Genomic DNA, 16,624 nt, shown 5'->3' with positions numbered 1-16,624 from the left:
CCTTGCTGTCCAGCGCCCTAGCTGGACAGCAATTCGATCGGATAACGGATCTTGGTTTGATCAACGCCCGGTCGGGCCCCGAAATCCACCAACCTCAGACGATTGCAGATCTTGCTCTCCAGCGCCGGCTCATTGAGTGTAGATTCCACCACCGAACAACTCGATACTGCACCGTTCGGCTCAATGACCAACTCCGGGGTAATACTTCCCTGCAGCGACGGTTTGCGCCGAAGCTCCCGGTTGTAGATGCTGTAGATCGCGGATTTGTTGGCATCCATGGTCCGGCGCAACTCTTCCTTGCTCCGGGTTCTGGCCGCAGTTTCCTGCTGTTCCTTGCGTGCCGCCTCTTTCACCGCAGCAACTCTCTCTGCTTCGGCAACTTCCGTGCGCTGACGCTCGGCCAGGGCGACCTGACCGGCCTCCCGGTTGAGCACTTCCTCGTTCACCCCACTGCTCTTCGCGCTCGCGGTCGCGCGCGAGGCCAAAGTATCACCGGTTTTGCGGGCAATAGGTTCCGCCGTATTGGCAACCGGGCCATCCAGCTTGACCGACTCCGCCAGCGAACTGAGTTTCTTCAGTTCGTTGCCCATTGCCAGAATACCGGTATTCTTTGCCTTCTCCCGCGCCTTGGCGACCTCTTCAGGCTTGGGTTCTGGCTTGGGCTCCGGTTTTTCGGCTACCTGAGGCTCCGGCTCGGGTTCCGGCATCACCGGTTCAGGAACCGGCTCCGGCTTGGGCTCTGGTTTGGCCTGCTCCACCGGCTTTTCCTCAGGCTTCGGCGGTTCGGGCTCCGGCTCGGGCATCACCGGTTTTGGGGGCTCCTTTTTCTCGATGATCAGCTTGGCCAGCTGAGGCGGCAGAGCTTCCTGTTCCTGCCTGTCACGTTCTGGCAGCTCTACCCAGCTGACATAACCTGCAATTGCAAGGAACAATGGCATCACAAAAACAGCGGCGGCCAACAACCGCTTACGTTCACCACGCTCCTGATTCCAGGGCAATCCGTACCGATAATCCATCATGGTCAGGCTCCCTGTTCCGCACGCTGATTAACCGCCAGGGAAATACTGGCGTAACCGGCGTCCACACAGGTGGACATGATTTTTTTCAGCAGCTCGTAGGGCAGTTCGCGGTCTGCAAGAATGGTAATGGGTCGACCCGCATCCGGGGCAGGTGCCGACGAGCGACTGGCCTGATAGTCCAGTTCCTGCTTCAGGGAAGGCTCCACCTGTCCGTCGAACGTCTGGAACGCGTCGCGTTTCACCACCAGCCGACCGTTCACCAGGATATCCCGGTCCGTGACGGTCAGGGCCAAGACATCACCAGGGGGTTGCTGAGCGGTGGAATCCGGCAGTTTGATGGTGTTGTTCTGGTTCAATACCTGTACGTCGGAGGAGGAGTTCACCATCAGGAAGAACACAAGGATGGTGAAGATATCCATCAACGAGACCAGGTTCATCTTTCCCTGGCTTTTATTGCGCCGGTAATGGCGTTTCTGGCGGCGGGCCTTGGCAGATTCTTTCATGAACTCACCTCCGCGGATCCCGAAGGCTGGCCGGGCGCATCGCCGAGAGAGATCTCGGGGAACAGCTCCGCTTCCACCACACTTCCAGCCACCACCGCCTCGTATGAGCGCACCGTGTCCATTACCGAGACCAGAGACTGATAGGATGTCTGCCTGGACGGCATAATAATCACATCCTTCTTGTCCGGCACACGGCTCTTGATTTCCTTCATGACATCCTTGAGCAGAACGAAATCATACTCGCCCTCGCGCTGGGGGATGTTCTTGATTACGCCGCCCTGGTTATCCGCAACGACCAGGCGATCCTCATAAATCACCACCTGGATCTGCAGCTCTTCCGCCTGCTCGGCCGACAGGCTCTCACCGGTCGGGAAGTTGAGTTCCAGAACGCTGGTGTGGGCGAACACCATATTCAGCAGCAGTACCGGCACCAGCACAATCATGAGGTTCATGAAGGGCGTGATGTCGAGATCGGCCTCACTTTGTAGGCGACGATGCTTCCGTCTCATGGCCTGACATCCTTCTGGCTGGTTATCAGGCCGGGCTACCGGCCGGAGTCGCTACCTGTGCCGACGCAGCGGCATTCTGTCCCTGTGGTTGAGCGGCGGTCTTACTGCCGGAACCATCGCTGAGGAGGTTCAGGACCTTGATGCCCGCCATCTCAAAGCTGTCGACGATCTCATTGGTCTTGGTCTGCAGCAATGAGTGGATCAGCAGCATTGGAATAGCAGACATAAGGCCGAAGGCGGTCGTGTTCATGGCGACCGAGATACTCTGGGACAGAAGGCTCGCCTTCTGGGCCGGATCCGCTGCAGCTACCGCCGTAAAGGCTGCAATCAACCCGATAATGGTACCCAGCAGACCAAGCAGCGTGGCAATGTTGGCCAGCGTTGCCAGATACTGGGTGCGCTTTTCCAACCGCGGCATCACATCCAGCAACCCCTCTTCCATCGCGTATTCGATCTCTTCACGACCCTGGCGGCGGGCCAGGCGCTGGAGGCCGAAGCCGATCATGGTCGACATGGCACTACCGGATTCCTGGGTGTAGTTCAGGGCGCCCTTCAGGTCACGCTTGGCGATCATCTGATGCAGGCGGTTGAAGTCCCGACGGTTGGTCAGTTTCTGGGCGGAAAGGTAAACGTAGCGTTCAATGGCAACAATGAGTCCGACAATCAGCACAACAGCAATCGGAAACATAAAAAAGCCACCTTCCTGGAAGAAGCGAACGGCGGTATCGATCATTTTCTGGGCACTCCATGGTCCGGTTTTCAGATCAGTCTAAGCGCGTCTCTCACCCGCAAGGGTAAGTTCGCGAAAGTCTGTGTGAGGGTTTGTTTAATCTTGCGCAGGAACACACTCAGGACGTGACAGGCATCACACTCTATTGCCCTGTGTTGGCCTGGGTCTGTTTGATAAACGCTTCGTGATACCTGATAAAACGCTGGAACTCATAGCGCTCCAATGGCCGAAGGCCCTGATCAACCATCAGGCGTTCTTCTGGCGCACGCAACTCGTCCACTTCCGGTGGCTGCCAGGGCACCAGATACATCACCGTGGGCACTTCCTGATCGCCACGGATTCGAGTGCCCTCAATGGTAACCACACCCGGGGCGTCCTGGGCGAAGACCATCGGCGCCGTGGGCAACAGCGCGGAAACTGCCAGAGCGATCAGCGCAAGACGTTTCATATCACATAGTCCACATCAGATTCTGTTTTTGGCATCGAAGATCCAGTCTTCCAGCCTGGGGTGCGGCTCGCTGGCCGCGGACTGATAACGCTCATAAAGGTCAACCGCCTCGGCAGGTTTACCCAGGTAGATATCAAGCAGGAAGGCCAGATTAAGGATCGCAGGCGCGTAATTCGGATCAGCAGACAGTGCCGCGCGATAATACCGTTCTGCTTCGTCGAATTCTCCGGCGTTCCGGGCAATCACTCCCAGATGATTCAACGCCTGGACATGTTCAGGATTCACCGCCAGCGTGCGCTCAAACCAACTTTTCGCGGTCTCGGCATCCTCTTCCTGGAAAGCAATAATGCCAAGGTTGGCCATGGGGCCGGCTTTTCCGGGGTAGTCGCTCGCCAGTTGCTCGAATCGGATTTTGGCCTCGGCAAGGTTTCCCTCCTCCATAGCACTCACTGCCTTGGCGAATGACGCTTCCAGTGCAGCCTGCTCAACTTCGGCCTCAGACTCCGGCGGCGCTGGCGCCGTCACACACCCCGAAAGCGAAAACATCAGGAAAAGACAAAGTCCGCAGGCCTTAATCGAGCTCATAGACAACCCCCTGGGTAACTTCTTCTTTTCGATAACGTCCGGGCAACAGGGCTTTCAAGGCCTCATAACTGCGCTTGACCCATTCATCGAAAATGCCCTCCCGGGCCCGCCGGATATTCTGCTCGTGGATATCGATGGCGTTGTCCTCAAACGGGTAGGCCTGCTCTTCCAGGAGAAGCTCGTACTGCGCCAGTTCAAGCTCGCTCAATCCGGTGGGCCGCTCTGAGTCCATGAGATCGGCACCGAGGCGTGCATAGATGTGGGCGATCTGGTAACCGGCCTCGGTTGCAAATGATGAAAGGCCATAGCTGGCCGTCTTCTTGTAGGCGTTGACCGCTCTTTCAAGCGCATCGGTCTTCGCTGTCATGCTTTGATTGAGAGGCAGAGTCAGCCTGATGCCGTCATACCGGGCAAGGGCATCGCGGGCGAGGATTGCAGAGGCTGACGCCGCAAGGTACCGCATGCGATCGTCCGCGGCGTCCGGTTCACGGTCCACCGTTTCCATCTGCCTTCGCAACCAGTAATCCCTGCTTTCGGCATCCCCGTCTTCCTGATAGAGCTCAGCCAGCCGATTGGCCGCTTCCATGTAGACGTCCGTCGGCTCGGGGTGGCTGTTGGCGTAATTTCGCCAGGTATCAATCGCCTTCTCCCGGTTACCGGCCTGATCGTACAGCTCTGCTGCAATCAACAGGTTTTCCCTTCGCTCTTCCGGCGTCTTGGCGAGGGAGACCATTTGCTGGAGTTCGTCGGCGGCTCGCTCCCACTGCTCCGTTTCACGGTAGGCCAACGCCAGTTTTGCAGGGACTGTGTCAATCAGCTCGTGATTGGGGAAAGACCGCCTGAAACTGGTCAGCACACCGATGGCCTGCTCCCAGAGATTGGCAGTGATAAGAAGTGAGGCAGCATCGTATTCGGCGTTTGCCCGCAGAGCGGATTCTGGAACGGCCGTCCCGACTCGCAGAAATTCGCTGACCGCAGCCTCCACATTTCCGGCATCAGCTAACTGCTCCGCCTGTCGATAGACCGCGGCTGCCAGATTTTCACGAACGCCGCTTCTGCGTTCATCGTCTTCGGCCATTGTTGCCAGGGCGTCACGATAAGCCTGTTCCGCCTCGGCGTATCGGGCCAGTTCGGAGAGGCTGTGCCCGGATAACAGCAAAGCTTCCGTCGTCAATTCATCCGGAGCCGTGGGCTGCCAGGTAACAAGTCGGGCCGCCATATTGACGGTCTCTTCCCAGTTGTTCAGGTCAAATTCACGCTGCAGCGCAATGTAATACACCGCCGGTGCCCGGGCGTCGCCGGGAAACGCATTTGCGAACCGCAGCCGGTTCAGTTGTTGCAGCTCCTGATAGGCCATCCGCTCCGATACCGGTTCACTCTCCCAGGTTTGCGAGTACTCCCGGAATGCCAGCACCGAGGCATACCCGGCTTCAGCTGCCCGATCGGCTACCGTGTCTTGCGGATAGTCATAGGCCACTCGTTCGAAAGCTGCGATTGCTGCCGGCCAGTCTTCCAGCTCCAGGTAAGTTTCACCCAGAAGGAACAGCCGCTCCGGTGTACGGGGGTGGTCCGGAAAGGTAGCCGCAAATTCGGCGTAATAACTGGCGGCTTTGCGGTAATGATCGTCCGCCTGCTGATCATCCTCCGCTTCCCCTGCCAGCAGGTACTGGCGGTCCGCCAGTTCCGGCAACAGTTGTTCCAGTTGTTGCTCGATAAAGCCAATCGCATCGGGGCCCGCTGACTGCCAGTAATCGCTGTAAATTCCGTAAAGGCTGACAAAGCCGGCCTTTCGTTCAGGGATCGTACGGGTGAAACCGGCCAGCTCAAGGGTATCGATGATCCGGATGTGGTAGCGCGGCGCCCAGGGACTCTCCGGATGGTCTTCTATGTAGGCCTCGAAGACATCGATGGCATCACTGTATTGCTCTCTCTCGAGCAAGAGCTCGCTGTAGCGGTCGTAGACCAGTACTTCGTAAGGGCGACCACCCGTTTGGCGGAAAAGCGCCTGGAGGGTTTCCGCTCCGTCAAGGTACGACAGGGACAGCCCAACCACCCTGAACAGATCTTCGATCAGTGTCTGGCTCCGCTGATCCACGTCCGCCACCGGCCTGCCCTCGGGCATGACGAGATCAAGCACTTCTACGTAACTGAAGAGCGCTTCCTGGTATTGCGCCTGTTTGAAAAGACTCCAGCCCTTCATGTAATGCGCGTTCACCAGGAACGAGGGATCGGCCATGCGTTCCTGGCTCGCGAGGGTAACCTCGTCGAACGCCTGTTCCGCTTCCCCGTATCGGCCATCGATAAACAACAGATCGCCGCGGCGGAATTGAGCCTCAACCCAGTATTCTGAATCCGGGTAGCGGCGGACCAGAGTATTCAGGGCATCAAGCTGCTGCGGCGTCGCGCCTCGAAGCTCCCAGGCTCTGGCAAGCTGGTAATAGATCTGGTCATTGCCCTCACGCTCTGGATATTCCGACAGAAGACGCTGGTAGGCATCGATGGCTCCGGACAGTTCATCGACAGCCGAATCCGCCATTTTCCGCTCCGCACGCTGGAATTCCAGATCGGCCAACCGATGCCTGATGGTAACCTGCTTGCGGGGATCCTCTACGAGTGGCAAAAGCGCCTTGTAACTGTCCATCACCGTTTCAATGGAAACATCTTCTGCGGGGCCGCTGTCGGCCGCTGCATCTGCACTTTCCTGCCGCATTTCGATCGCCGGAAGCGCAGCCAGAGTGCCCTCACGGACTCGCGGCATTTCTTCACCACCGGCAGGCATCATCGACTGCAACATCTGGCAGCCACTCGCCATGACAAGGGCCCCAACCATGAGGAGGCCTTTAACAGTCCTGCCGGCCATGCGATTATTCATCACCGGCACCTGCATTTTGCGATGCGCGGAACAACTGGTCCGCCAGCCTCGCCTGGGCGTGGCGCGAAGCCAGCAGGTATCCATTAAGCTCCTGTTGCTGGGCAGCCAGCATCCGATCAACCTGCGCCAGGAGTGTTTGCCGGGCACTGCCTAATGCCTCGGACACGTCTGTTCCAAGGGTCGCGAGTTCCCGTTCGCTCTCAGCGATCCGCCGAGCCAGTTCCGCATGGCGGGCATCATCGGCCATCAGGCTTTCAACCCGTTGCCGCTGGGCCTGAAAGCTCTGCATCTCGCGATCCAGTTGCATGAGCCGTTTTTGCGCCGCCCAGCGATTGATTCCATAGTCATCCGCAATCCACCAGTCGAAGTAGGCACGCATCCGCCGATACGTCGCACGCTGCCTGGCGGTGGTCGCGTCGTCAGGCAAATCCGCCAGAGTTTTCTCCACCTCATCGAGCTTGTCTCTGAGCGCTTTTTGTTGCGAGGTCATGAAGAATCCCGCATCTTCGCCTGCCAGCGCCGAGGAAATTCTGTCCGTGAAGTCCTCGTGCAACTGCTGCCACTGGTCTGCCTGTTGGGTTTCGAGTGCCCGACGGGTCTCGGCAACACGAATCTGCCGTTGCTGCTCACGGGTCTCCAGCATAATCCGGAACGATTCGAACCTGGACTGCCGCTCGGCGATGAAGGACTGCATTCGGTAGAGTTCGTTCAATTCGGCAAGGGCCTGCTGGAACGTCTCCGAAGCCAGCACTTCCGCCATACCAGAATCGAGGGGCTGCACGCGCAGCCGGCCATAGGAATCTGTGAGAATCCCGTCGCTGTCACGGCTGAACTCGAGCTGGGCCATCAGATTTTCTTCATTGAGCCGATCCCGGATATTGTCGAGCTCCCTGATACGGGCCTCGTAATGGTCGGCTGCCTGTTTAAACGCGGGCAATGCTCGCTGCGGAGCGTTCATCTGCTCAAGAACATAGGCGCGGGCAAAGGGAACCTGCTGGCGCCAGGGCAAAAACAGTTCACGGTTCGCGAGAGTATCAAGGGCGTCGAGAGCCCTCTCCGGCCTGCCCTGGCCCGCCGCGGCAACGGCGTAGTCAAAGAGAGCCTGGTCGGCGAACACGCCGGTCAGTGGCATGGCTCCCAGGACCTCCAGAGCTGCCTCAAACTGGTTATCACGCAGATACAGGCCCGCAAGCGAGAGGCGAGCGCGGCCCAGCAGGCCCTCCCGTTCGGCATCTGGCTCGACGGAGTCAATGGACTCATCGAGGATGGCGATGAGCTTTTTCAGTCCCTCTTCTGCGGCAGCTCCGTCTCCCGCATCGAGAGCGGAGACCGCGGAATTGTACCGGAGGTAAAGGGACCATATGTCCGTTTCGTCCAGCTGCTCCCGAAGCGAAGCCAGTTCGGGTTCATCATCAGGGCGGGCAGACATCATGGCCAGCCGGGAGCGCAGATAAACCCATTCGCGGAACAGATCGTGGTCGGCCTCGGCCAGTATCTCGCCATCGACACGATCGAGGTTCTCACTTGCGAGCGCCTGATTCCCCTCAAGGTAGAACACCTTGCCGAGATAGAACCAGGCCTGGTTACGAACATCGGGCGACAGATTGCTGCCGGCGCCATCGGCCCCGAGTAGCTGCGTGAACAACCTGTTCGCCTCTCGGGTCATCCCCCACGACAACATGAGCCCGCCCTCGACGAGAGCCGGATGATCTCCATGCCCTTCGATGCCGCCCCGTTCGCGCGCCACGGCCAGCTGGGTCAGAGCCTCGAAGGCGTTACCCTGATGGTATTCGTACAGCGCCCAACCATAACGAAGGTCCTTCGCCCGCTCGGGTTGCGCCTCGTCGGCATGGACCGGGGTCATCATCAGCCACAGTAGGGCACCCGCGTAAATGAACGGGCGTCGACCTGACGACTGGCTTGCTTTCAATCCCACGACGCGGCTTACTCCCACTCCACAATGGATACGGAGGGTTGGTAGTTGGAGGAGCGATCTTCAACGCGGATTTCCAGAGCGGCTGTTCCCGTGCCCTTCTCAAACTCCAGGGAGGCCGCCTGCTTGTAAGGCCGCTGATCCGGCCCGACTCCCTCAACAAACGCCGTCATCTCATGGACGCCGGTTTTCAGGTTGCCGACGTATAGCCGCTGCATGCCGCCCCGTTCAAGGGCAGTCACCTGTCGCTCCGTATACAGGTGGGAAGCAACAATCTCGTCGTCGACTTTCAGTTTGACCGCATCCAGCTTCAGAAACTTCCCGGCATCAACGCTGAGAAACACGGCAACCTGGGTATTGGCCGGAAAAAGCAGATCTTCCTCGAGGATAAACAGGTCACGGTTCAGGCGTATCACTTTCTTCTTGAGCGCCTCCACCTGCTCGGCGACGGCTGTATCATCTTTCTCCGCCCCGGGATTGGTCTGGGCAAATGCGGGGGCTGTCAGGGCGAGGGTCAATGCCGCTAAAAGCACCGAAAATCGGGAGTTCAAGCAAGTGGCCATGGTCGTTCTTCCTGCATGCTCAGTATTCAAGAATCAACGACGCCCGGGTTACGTAGGCATCGAAGGAATAAAGGGGTTCTTCGCCAGGGAGAAAATCCCCGGCTGCGGTGACATCCCGGAAGTTGTCATATTCAAAATTCAGCCAGTCAACCAGTAGGCTGAACTGAAGGCGATCGATGCCGGGAAGAGACGTCTGCTTCCATTCGTAAACCGCGCCCACCGCCAGGGTTGTCCCGGAAAGGGAGCTGAGCTCCTTGTCACGGGCCAGGTGTGTCTGGGAGTTCTCGAACGGGAAAAGATCGCTGTAAAAGTCGGCCTCGCTCTGGCTGTAGTAACGAATGGAACCCTCAAGGGTCCAGTGCTGGTTCAATCCGTGCACGTATCCCAGTTCGACCGTGTGGGCGTTAATTCCCCAGGTATCTGAAAAATAACGGTATTCACCGCGAATTGAGGCGCGATACGGTAGATAGTAAAGCGCTCGCATGGCCACGGAGGTACTTGTTCGGGTTTCCGGATAACGCTCCGGTTGATACAGGAACGCTGTGGAATCGTTCGGGTCGATGTAGCGGTTTTGTCGGTAAGGGTTCTGCAGGAAGCCCTCATCCGTAACCACCTCAAGATCCAGACCTACCAGGCTGTTGCGCGTGACGACCTGGCTCAGTCCGAGCTGATAGTTCCGACGATCAGCATCCTCGCTGAAGGAATCGTTGCCAACCCGGCCCACTTCATCCCAGCCGCTGGCATAGCCCATGGTTACTGTGGACATGCCCCCGAAAAACTCCTGGCTGAGCGAGAAGTAGACGGTGTTGGCTTCGTAATCGTTTTCGGAACTGTTGGTGAAACCCAGACTCAAAATGGACTTATCGTGCAGGTAATCGACACCAAAGGTGTACTCGTTGCGTTCTTCCTCATAGGGGCTCGCCGTGGCCAGAACGTCCACAGATGCAGCCGAAACGGAGTCAACATAGTACTGGCCGGAAAACGAAACCGACGAGCCAATACCCTTGCGCACCAAAACTGAGGGGCCATCAATGACCATGCCACCACCGTCATAGCGGTGGTAGAGAACATCCACGTTATCCACTGGCAAGGTCGCCGCAATCGCCTGTTGCCCGGCCAACATAAGCGCGAACAGAGCGCAGACGGAGCGTACTAACCTTTTGCCGTCAGTTACAGCCACAGCCACCCCCAGAACCGCCTTCTGCTCCCCGCGCAGACTCCCGGGACTGATAGACGTGATGCATATAGGAATCCGCCTTGCCATGACGGCTGAGACTCATGACCGGATCCGCCAGATTATCCCGTTCATAGGGTTTTACCCACGGCTTGATTGAGCTGCATCCAGAGATCGTGAAGGTCGCGACCAAAAGAGCAGAGGCAGTGAAGATCGACAAATTACGCATAAACGTTCCGTCCGAAAATTATTCGCGCACCAGCTCGCGAATCTGCTGTTCGTACTCGTCTTCGTAACCCGGCTGATAGCCGTAGTGGAGATACCGGGCATTACCATCGCGATCGATCATCACGGTCGTTGGCATGGCCTGCACTTCATAAAGCTCGCTCACCGAACTCTCCGGATCGTAGAGGATCGGGTAATTCACGGGTACCTTGTCCAGGAAGCGATGGGCCTCTTCCCGATTCTCATCCACATTGACCGCCAGAATCGTGAAGCCGAGATCCTTGTATTGGCTGTAAAGCTCATCCATCAGCGGCATTTCCTGGCGGCAGGGACCACACCATGATGCCCAGAAGTTCAGCATCACCACTTCACCACGATGGTCCTCCAGCCTCAGGTTTTCGCCGGAACGGCTTTCCAGGGTGAAATCTGGAGCTGGCACATTGATGGCCTCGGCGCCCGCCATGGGGCTAAGACAGGCCAGGACGCCCGCCACCGCCAGTGATTTTATGGATGCTTTCATAACCATTGCTCCTGTAATCAGAAAAAGACCGACAGGCCAGTGCTGACCTCTGTGTTCATGGAGGTTTTCTCGGCCCCAAGAACATCTATTCGGTAGTAGTGCTGCCTTACGCCAATCTGAACTGCAACGCTGTCCGTCAACAGAACCTGATAGCCCGCGCCGGCATTCAGGGTAAACCGGGTGTCACCCGCAAAATCGGTAGCGCCGGCACCCGCAATCAGATAGAAATTGGTGTTGAACGCGTAGTTCTCGGTGAGGAAGGCCTCGCCCGGAAGCACGTTGTAACCCAGGTTGATGTTGTAATAGCTGTAATCCCGCTCGCTGTCGGTAAGCACCTCCACGTTACCGGCCAGCTTCTCGAAACTGGTTTCTCCACCCTCCGCGAAGCCGACTCCGGCCTCGAAAAAGAAGGACTCGCTGAGGTGGTAGGTGAGCTTGCCGCCATAAAGCAGCGACGACTCGAAGTCCTCGATATTGAGCACGCCCACAAAAGCGCCAATTTCAAAGTTCTCGGTGTCAATCAGCGCCTCGGTGACCTGCACCGGGGTCACATCCGGCTCGATCAGCGGCCGATCATCCTGGGCCTGGGTTGCTGTGGCTATGCATAGCCCTGCCCCGAGACACAGCGTTTTCAGAAAAAGATGCTTAGTCCGATTTTCCATTCTGTCGCTTCTTCGTTGGTGGACCGGGTAGTGAACACTTTGTAGTCCTTCACTTCGGCACGGATGAAATATCGATCGGTGATGTAGGCGCGGATGCCAAGCCCTGCATGGCCAATACTGTTATCCCGCTCTTCGGGCTGAGCCAGAGTGGCCTTGGGATCAACCCAGATATGCCCGACCCCCAGGGTAAAAAAGGGTGATACCCGCCAGTCAGGAAATGGCTGATGCACCAGATTCGCATTGACCATTCTTATTTCCGAGGCGCTGCCCAGAATCTGAGAAGCCCAAAGCTCGGCGGACAGGTTTCTGGTCATCCAGAAGCCGCCGTAGCCTGCCGTGACAGCGGCACCATCAAATTCCCCCATCATCAATCCGGCTTCCACCCGCCGGCTTCCAAAGGCCTCAAAATCCAACACCTGAAGATCCACACGATTACCCGTGGCATCCACCGTCTGTGCAATATCCGCAACCGCTATCCAACCCTCCCGGCCACGGGTATCCGTCACTTTGATCCAACTTGTCTTGCGCTGGAGAATGGTCAGCCATTCCCCTTTTTCGCTGGTATGAAAAACCGGATAGCCCGTTGCCGGTCCGGTTCGCCAGGAAACGTAAGGCTCCGTCACCTGCACTTGCGCTAAGTCTTCTTCAGCCTGACCCCACAGCCAGCCAGCCCAGCTCTGGGCCGGAAAAAACAATAGAAACAAGAGAAGGGCAATGGGCATAGCGCGAGTTTCAGTCCTTGGATCAGTCTTCCGGAGCGTCGAACGGATTGTTGAAATACTGGCCGCCAATATCCAACCACTCTGCAATCAGTCGCAGTTCGGCGGGCGAGAGGAAATCCCTGTGTGAACCGTCGTCGGCGAATACGTCGAAGAAACGACTGGCACGGGCACCGTTGACGGACATTGAAGCCTGCACCGGCACTGTTACCAGGATGGGTTGTTCATCTCCGTTGGCGTCCAGAATGGGATTGCCTTCTTCGTCCCTCAAAACCTCCCCGGAGTCCACGAGCACATCGATCAGAGCGCCGTTCACCAGTTCCTGCTCACTGTCCGGGAAGAGCAGTTCTCTGTAGGCGTTGAAGTGCAGCGGTTCATCGGGTGACGGACCATCGCCCAGATCCAGTTGTCCAGCCGGCACTTGCTGAGCGTCTGCCGCATCAGTGTCGGTATGGCAACTGGTGCAGGTGTAGTCATCCACAACCGCCATGGTGTCCGGGTCCAATACCTCCCGATTGACGTTCCACAGCGGATGAATATGCTGCTCGTAGTTGATCACGATCCGGCAATTCGGCGCCCAGTCTGTGGCACATACGCCGGATATTGGCGGCGGTGTCTGCAGATCGGCGTAGGCGTAGGCAAAGCTGTCTGGCTTGGGATCCACGGCATCTCCGGACCATTCATCGGCATAGATCACATCCGGCGTCGGCCGGCGAATCTCGTTGATGCGGGCAAACACCTGAGCCATGGTTTCACCCATATCGGCAAACAGAGCCTGGTCGGTATTCGGGAACGGAAGGCTGGTGGTTGCGGCCCCTCCCCACACGGACGTTGGACCGGCATCCGGTCTGCCATGGGGTGTCGGACTGTTCGGGTTATGGCACCCTGAACATTCGAGGGTCTCGCCGGGGCGCACCGTGAGCCAGTTCTGGTGCCGGTTGCCCATAGCGCCACCAACACGCTGGCCTTTCTCATCGAGAATACTGATGGCAAAAGCGACATTGGCGGGCACCGCCACCTTCACTGAACCATCGGGCTCTATCGGCACGTAACCCAGTATCTCCCGCATTAGCTGCGCCCGGCTGCGGCCGAAGGCGCTGTTGTCGAAATCCCGGACGTTCTCATCGGGGATGGCCACGGGCTTTTCCAGTCGAAGGAATCTGGCCGGGCGATCTTCCGGCGGCGTTTGCAGCGGATCAGCCATTGCAGCAATACCAGTCTGCGTGGTGTCCACTCCATCAATATCATAGACACTTCGAATGTGCAGAACTCCGTAGCCGGCATCGCCAAGGGCCCCCTCATCACCCGTGAACTGGGATTCCGGGATGAACCCTTCCAGAGGCCGTTCCTTCATCAGGACCGCTTCGTCGAACTGAATACCTTCTACCGGCGGGACGACCGGTCGTTGGGTTTCACTGGCGATATCAAGAAGCCAGAGACCGTAGACCGGCTCTGCGGGCTGATAATCTTCGGATTGAAGACGGTCTTCCGTGCAGTTCACAATCCGGTCTGTTGCTGTTTCACGCAAGCGGCAGGGTGTCCAACTGACCAGGTAGCGGTTGGTACCATCCAGCAGTGGTGAAACCGATGCATAACTGCCTTTCAGAGACAGCTGTCCATCCAGACCAACGCCGGGAACCAGTGATTGTTGACCTGCCCCTTCGGTCCCGTCGACGCGCAGATTGGCCTCGACAAACTGGTCAACATCGACTTCTGCCAACACGGACGCGTAATCATCACTCTCAAAAGGCCTTAGCTGCACCAGCAAATTGCCGCTATCTGATTTACGTGGTTGAAGATACTGGATGTCATTGGCTTCGGGCACCGAATCGTGGGAGTGACGACCGTAGAGATAGCTCAGGCCGGTGCCGTCAGGGTTCACGCGATAGAGGTTTACACCGTTGTTACGGGTCTGGCCGGCATTGTCCCAACGGCTGAACACAATGGTGCCATCATCGGCCACCATGGGGTCGAGGTCATGGCTCTGATTGAACGTGATCTGCTCGATATTCTGGCCATCATCGTCCATTACATGCAGAACGAACCCGGGGCTGTCCCCCTCCTCGTCCAGACCGGAATACTGGGGTTTGCCTTCGTCAAGCAGTACCGCTTTCGAGATGCGCTGACGGGTTGAGGAGAAAACGATTCTGCCATCCGGCAGATAGGCTGGCGCAACGTCCTGGCCGGCCCGGGCGGTAACGTCCGAATCGATGATCCGGCGCAGGATGTCGGTACTAACGTCGTATTCCCAGATATTCCAGGTTGGCTGATCCTCGTCGTCTGCATCCTCGATTTCCGGGGCGCGCATGGCGAACAGCAATCTAGAGCCATCGTGGGAGACGTGAAGATCTTTCACGTCATAACGCAACCGTCCATTGTCATCGAGGAATTGCGGCCCGGCGAACGCCCTGGAGGCAATATCCCGTGTTTCAGCATCGGCGGTCGCGCTGGCCTTCAGAAGCAATCTCGCCCCCGGACGGAAGGCGCTCGGGTCGGCAAGGTTATCCTCCACCAGGGCGCCGGTGTTTTCGTCAAAAAGCAGAGCCCGTTCGACATATGCCACAGGGTTCTCGACAACCACCGGATCTGCCTGCTGGCTGTCGCTGCTTGAAAGACAGCCAGACAGAGCGGCAAGCGAGCCAAGAGCGATAGCCAGACGAGCACTGCGGGAGATATTTAGACTGGGCGACTTAATTTCCAACGTGAGAAACCCTGTTTCGGATGACATTCCATGACATAAATTAAGTCGGTTCCGCTGGCAGGCTCCAAGGGTTTTACGTAACGCAATGTAATAACGTGGCCTACGGCTCAAAACGAAGGATATAGCAAGCCGTAAACTTTTAACAATTGTCAAAAAGCATTAATGTGCAAATGCTATCGATCACCGAGGGAAAGGACATGACCGCCCGGAACAGGATCAGAAGCCTGCTTTGCAAGGCTTGCAGTACCGCAGTTCTCGTCGCACTGACGTTTGGACAGGCAAGCCTTGTTCAGGCCGGCCCCAGGGAACAGGCCAAACGAATCCACGACCGGATTGCCGGTGTGCCCCCTTCCGCCGACGTTCTCAACGACATGGAAAGCGACATTATCTCGGGCAACACGATTGACGCCGCCTTCACTGCCATGCAGGACAGCGCCTTCTACGACGTCACCCTGAAGAACTTCGCCGCCCCCTGGACCAACGAAGCGATGTCAAAGTTCGTGCCCCTCAATGATTACATCGCCACGGTGATAGGCCTGGTGCGGGACGGGGAAGATTTCCGCAAAGTCCTGTATGACGATGTGCTGTATATCGGAGATCCTTCCCTGAATCTGCCGAACTACTCTACCCGCAATAATAATCACTATGAATCCCTTGAGAACAGCGGAGCCAGCCTGAAGAACAACCTGGTGAGCGTGAATCAGTCCACCTACACCGGCCTTCCCCCCTCTGCCACCGCAGGCGTGATCACATCAAGGGCTTCAGCCCGAGCATTCTTCAGTGCCGGCACCAACCGGGCGATGTTCCGTTTCACACTGATCAACCACATGTGCAACGACCTGGAGCAGGTTGCAGACGTTACGCTGCCTCCGGATCGCATTCGCCAGGATGTGTCCCGCAGCCCGGGTGGTGATAGCCGGGTATTCCTGAACAACTGCGTTGGCTGCCACACCGGTATGGACCCCATGACCCAGGCGTTTGCCTACTATGACTACGAGTATGACGCCAACACCGACCCCGATGGAGAACTGGGCAGATTGGTCTACAACGCCATTGGCGAAACGGATCCGGAGACCGGCTCCAGAGTTCAAGCCAAGTACCACATCAATTCTGCAACCTTCGAGCAGGGCTATGTCACGCCTGACGACAGCTGGGATAACTACTGGCGCCAGGGCGCCAATCGCCGACTGGGATGGGATCCCTCACTGCCGGGCTCCGGAAGCGGTGCGAAGAGCCTGGGCATGGAATTCGCCCATTCCGACGCCTTCGCCGAGTGCCAGGTTAAAAAGGTGTTTGAAAATGTCTGCCTGCGGCCTCCCTCGAACAGCTCAGACCGCTCTCAGGTAAACAGTATGGTTACCAGCTTCTCCAGCCAGGGTTACGACCTGAAGCAGGTATTTGCAGAATCCGCTGTGTATTGCATGGGGGAGTGAGGACGCTATGAAAACACTTAAAGGAATT

16 protein-coding genes are annotated in these 16,624 nt (G+C 57.5%); 1 reads left to right on the top strand and 15 read right to left on the bottom strand.

Annotation, left to right across the window (positions count from 1 at the left end; genetic code table 11):
* Window positions 1-17: 17 nt before the first annotated feature.
* The 15 genes from J3362_RS04785 to J3362_RS04715 form a co-directional block, all read right to left on the bottom strand.
* On the bottom strand, window positions 18-1,019 hold the full coding sequence (locus tag J3362_RS04785) for an AgmX/PglI C-terminal domain-containing protein (protein ID WP_349518357.1): 1,002 nt from the start codon (window positions 1,017-1,019) through the stop codon (window positions 18-20).
* A 2-nt stretch (window positions 1,020-1,021) separates the two neighbouring features.
* The gene (locus tag J3362_RS04780; protein ID WP_349518356.1) at window positions 1,022-1,522 is read right to left on the bottom strand and encodes an ExbD/TolR family protein; all 501 of its coding nucleotides are present in this window, start codon (window positions 1,520-1,522) and stop codon (window positions 1,022-1,024) included.
* Window positions 1,519-2,031 carry an ExbD/TolR family protein gene (locus J3362_RS04775; RefSeq protein WP_349518355.1) on the bottom strand — a complete coding sequence of 171 codons (513 nt, stop codon included), beginning with the start codon at window positions 2,029-2,031 and terminating at the stop codon, window positions 1,519-1,521. Before J3362_RS04775 ends, J3362_RS04780 begins: the two co-directional genes overlap by 4 nt.
* A 25-nt stretch (window positions 2,032-2,056) precedes the next feature.
* Window positions 2,057-2,764, bottom strand: coding sequence for a MotA/TolQ/ExbB proton channel family protein (locus tag J3362_RS04770; protein WP_349518354.1), 708 nt, complete (start codon window positions 2,762-2,764; stop codon window positions 2,057-2,059).
* A gap of 139 nt (window positions 2,765-2,903) precedes the next feature.
* Window positions 2,904-3,209 carry a hypothetical protein gene (locus J3362_RS04765; RefSeq protein WP_349518353.1) on the bottom strand — a complete coding sequence of 102 codons (306 nt, stop codon included), beginning with the start codon at window positions 3,207-3,209 and terminating at the stop codon, window positions 2,904-2,906.
* 15 nt (window positions 3,210-3,224) lie between these two features.
* Window positions 3,225-3,794, bottom strand: a complete 570-nt coding sequence (locus J3362_RS04760) for a tetratricopeptide repeat protein (RefSeq protein WP_349518352.1) — start codon at window positions 3,792-3,794, stop codon at window positions 3,225-3,227.
* Window positions 3,781-6,666 (bottom strand): tetratricopeptide repeat protein, encoded by a 2,886-nt coding sequence (locus J3362_RS04755; RefSeq protein WP_349518351.1) that lies wholly within the window; start codon window positions 6,664-6,666, stop codon window positions 3,781-3,783. Before J3362_RS04755 ends, J3362_RS04760 begins: the two co-directional genes overlap by 14 nt.
* Window positions 6,659-8,602: a hypothetical protein gene (locus J3362_RS04750; protein ID WP_349518350.1), complete on the bottom strand. Its 1,944-nt coding sequence runs from the start codon at window positions 8,600-8,602 to the stop codon at window positions 6,659-6,661. The genes J3362_RS04755 and J3362_RS04750 overlap by 8 nt, the downstream gene beginning before the upstream one ends.
* An 8-nt stretch (window positions 8,603-8,610) precedes the next feature.
* The gene (locus tag J3362_RS04745) at window positions 8,611-9,162 is read right to left on the bottom strand and encodes an AraC family transcriptional regulator (protein ID WP_349518349.1); all 552 of its coding nucleotides are present in this window, start codon (window positions 9,160-9,162) and stop codon (window positions 8,611-8,613) included.
* Between the two features lie 19 nt (window positions 9,163-9,181).
* Complete coding sequence (locus J3362_RS04740; RefSeq protein WP_502882405.1) at window positions 9,182-10,342, bottom strand: DUF3570 domain-containing protein; 1,161 nt, start codon at window positions 10,340-10,342, stop codon at window positions 9,182-9,184.
* Window positions 10,329-10,565, bottom strand: coding sequence for a DUF4266 domain-containing protein (locus J3362_RS04735; protein ID WP_041645289.1), 237 nt, complete (start codon window positions 10,563-10,565; stop codon window positions 10,329-10,331). Before J3362_RS04735 ends, J3362_RS04740 begins: the two co-directional genes overlap by 14 nt.
* Window positions 10,566-10,583: 18 nt before the next feature.
* Window positions 10,584-11,087, bottom strand: coding sequence for a TlpA family protein disulfide reductase (locus J3362_RS04730; RefSeq protein ID WP_014577483.1), 504 nt, complete (start codon window positions 11,085-11,087; stop codon window positions 10,584-10,586).
* A gap of 11 nt (window positions 11,088-11,098) precedes the next feature.
* On the bottom strand, window positions 11,099-11,743 hold the full coding sequence (locus J3362_RS04725) for an outer membrane beta-barrel domain-containing protein (protein ID WP_349518348.1): 645 nt from the start codon (window positions 11,741-11,743) through the stop codon (window positions 11,099-11,101).
* Window positions 11,713-12,465 (bottom strand): SH3 domain-containing protein, encoded by a 753-nt coding sequence (locus J3362_RS04720; protein WP_349518347.1) that lies wholly within the window; start codon window positions 12,463-12,465, stop codon window positions 11,713-11,715. The genes J3362_RS04725 and J3362_RS04720 overlap by 31 nt, the downstream gene beginning before the upstream one ends.
* A gap of 22 nt (window positions 12,466-12,487) precedes the next feature.
* Complete coding sequence (locus J3362_RS04715; protein WP_349518346.1) at window positions 12,488-15,190, bottom strand: HzsA-related protein; 2,703 nt, start codon at window positions 15,188-15,190, stop codon at window positions 12,488-12,490.
* A gap of 170 nt (window positions 15,191-15,360) precedes the next feature.
* On the opposite strand from J3362_RS04715, the gene J3362_RS04710 reads away from it, so the two are divergent.
* A complete protein-coding gene (locus tag J3362_RS04710; protein ID WP_349518345.1) occupies window positions 15,361-16,596 on the top strand; it encodes a hypothetical protein in 1,236 nt (411 codons plus the stop codon).
* The last annotated feature ends 28 nt before the right edge of the window (window positions 16,597-16,624 follow it).

Source organism: Marinobacter sp. NFXS11, assembly GCF_040148675.1.
Classification (GTDB): domain Bacteria; phylum Pseudomonadota; class Gammaproteobacteria; order Pseudomonadales; family Oleiphilaceae; genus Marinobacter.
Note: the sequence above shows the minus strand (reverse complement) of the source record. Positions and strands in the feature narration are given on the sequence as shown.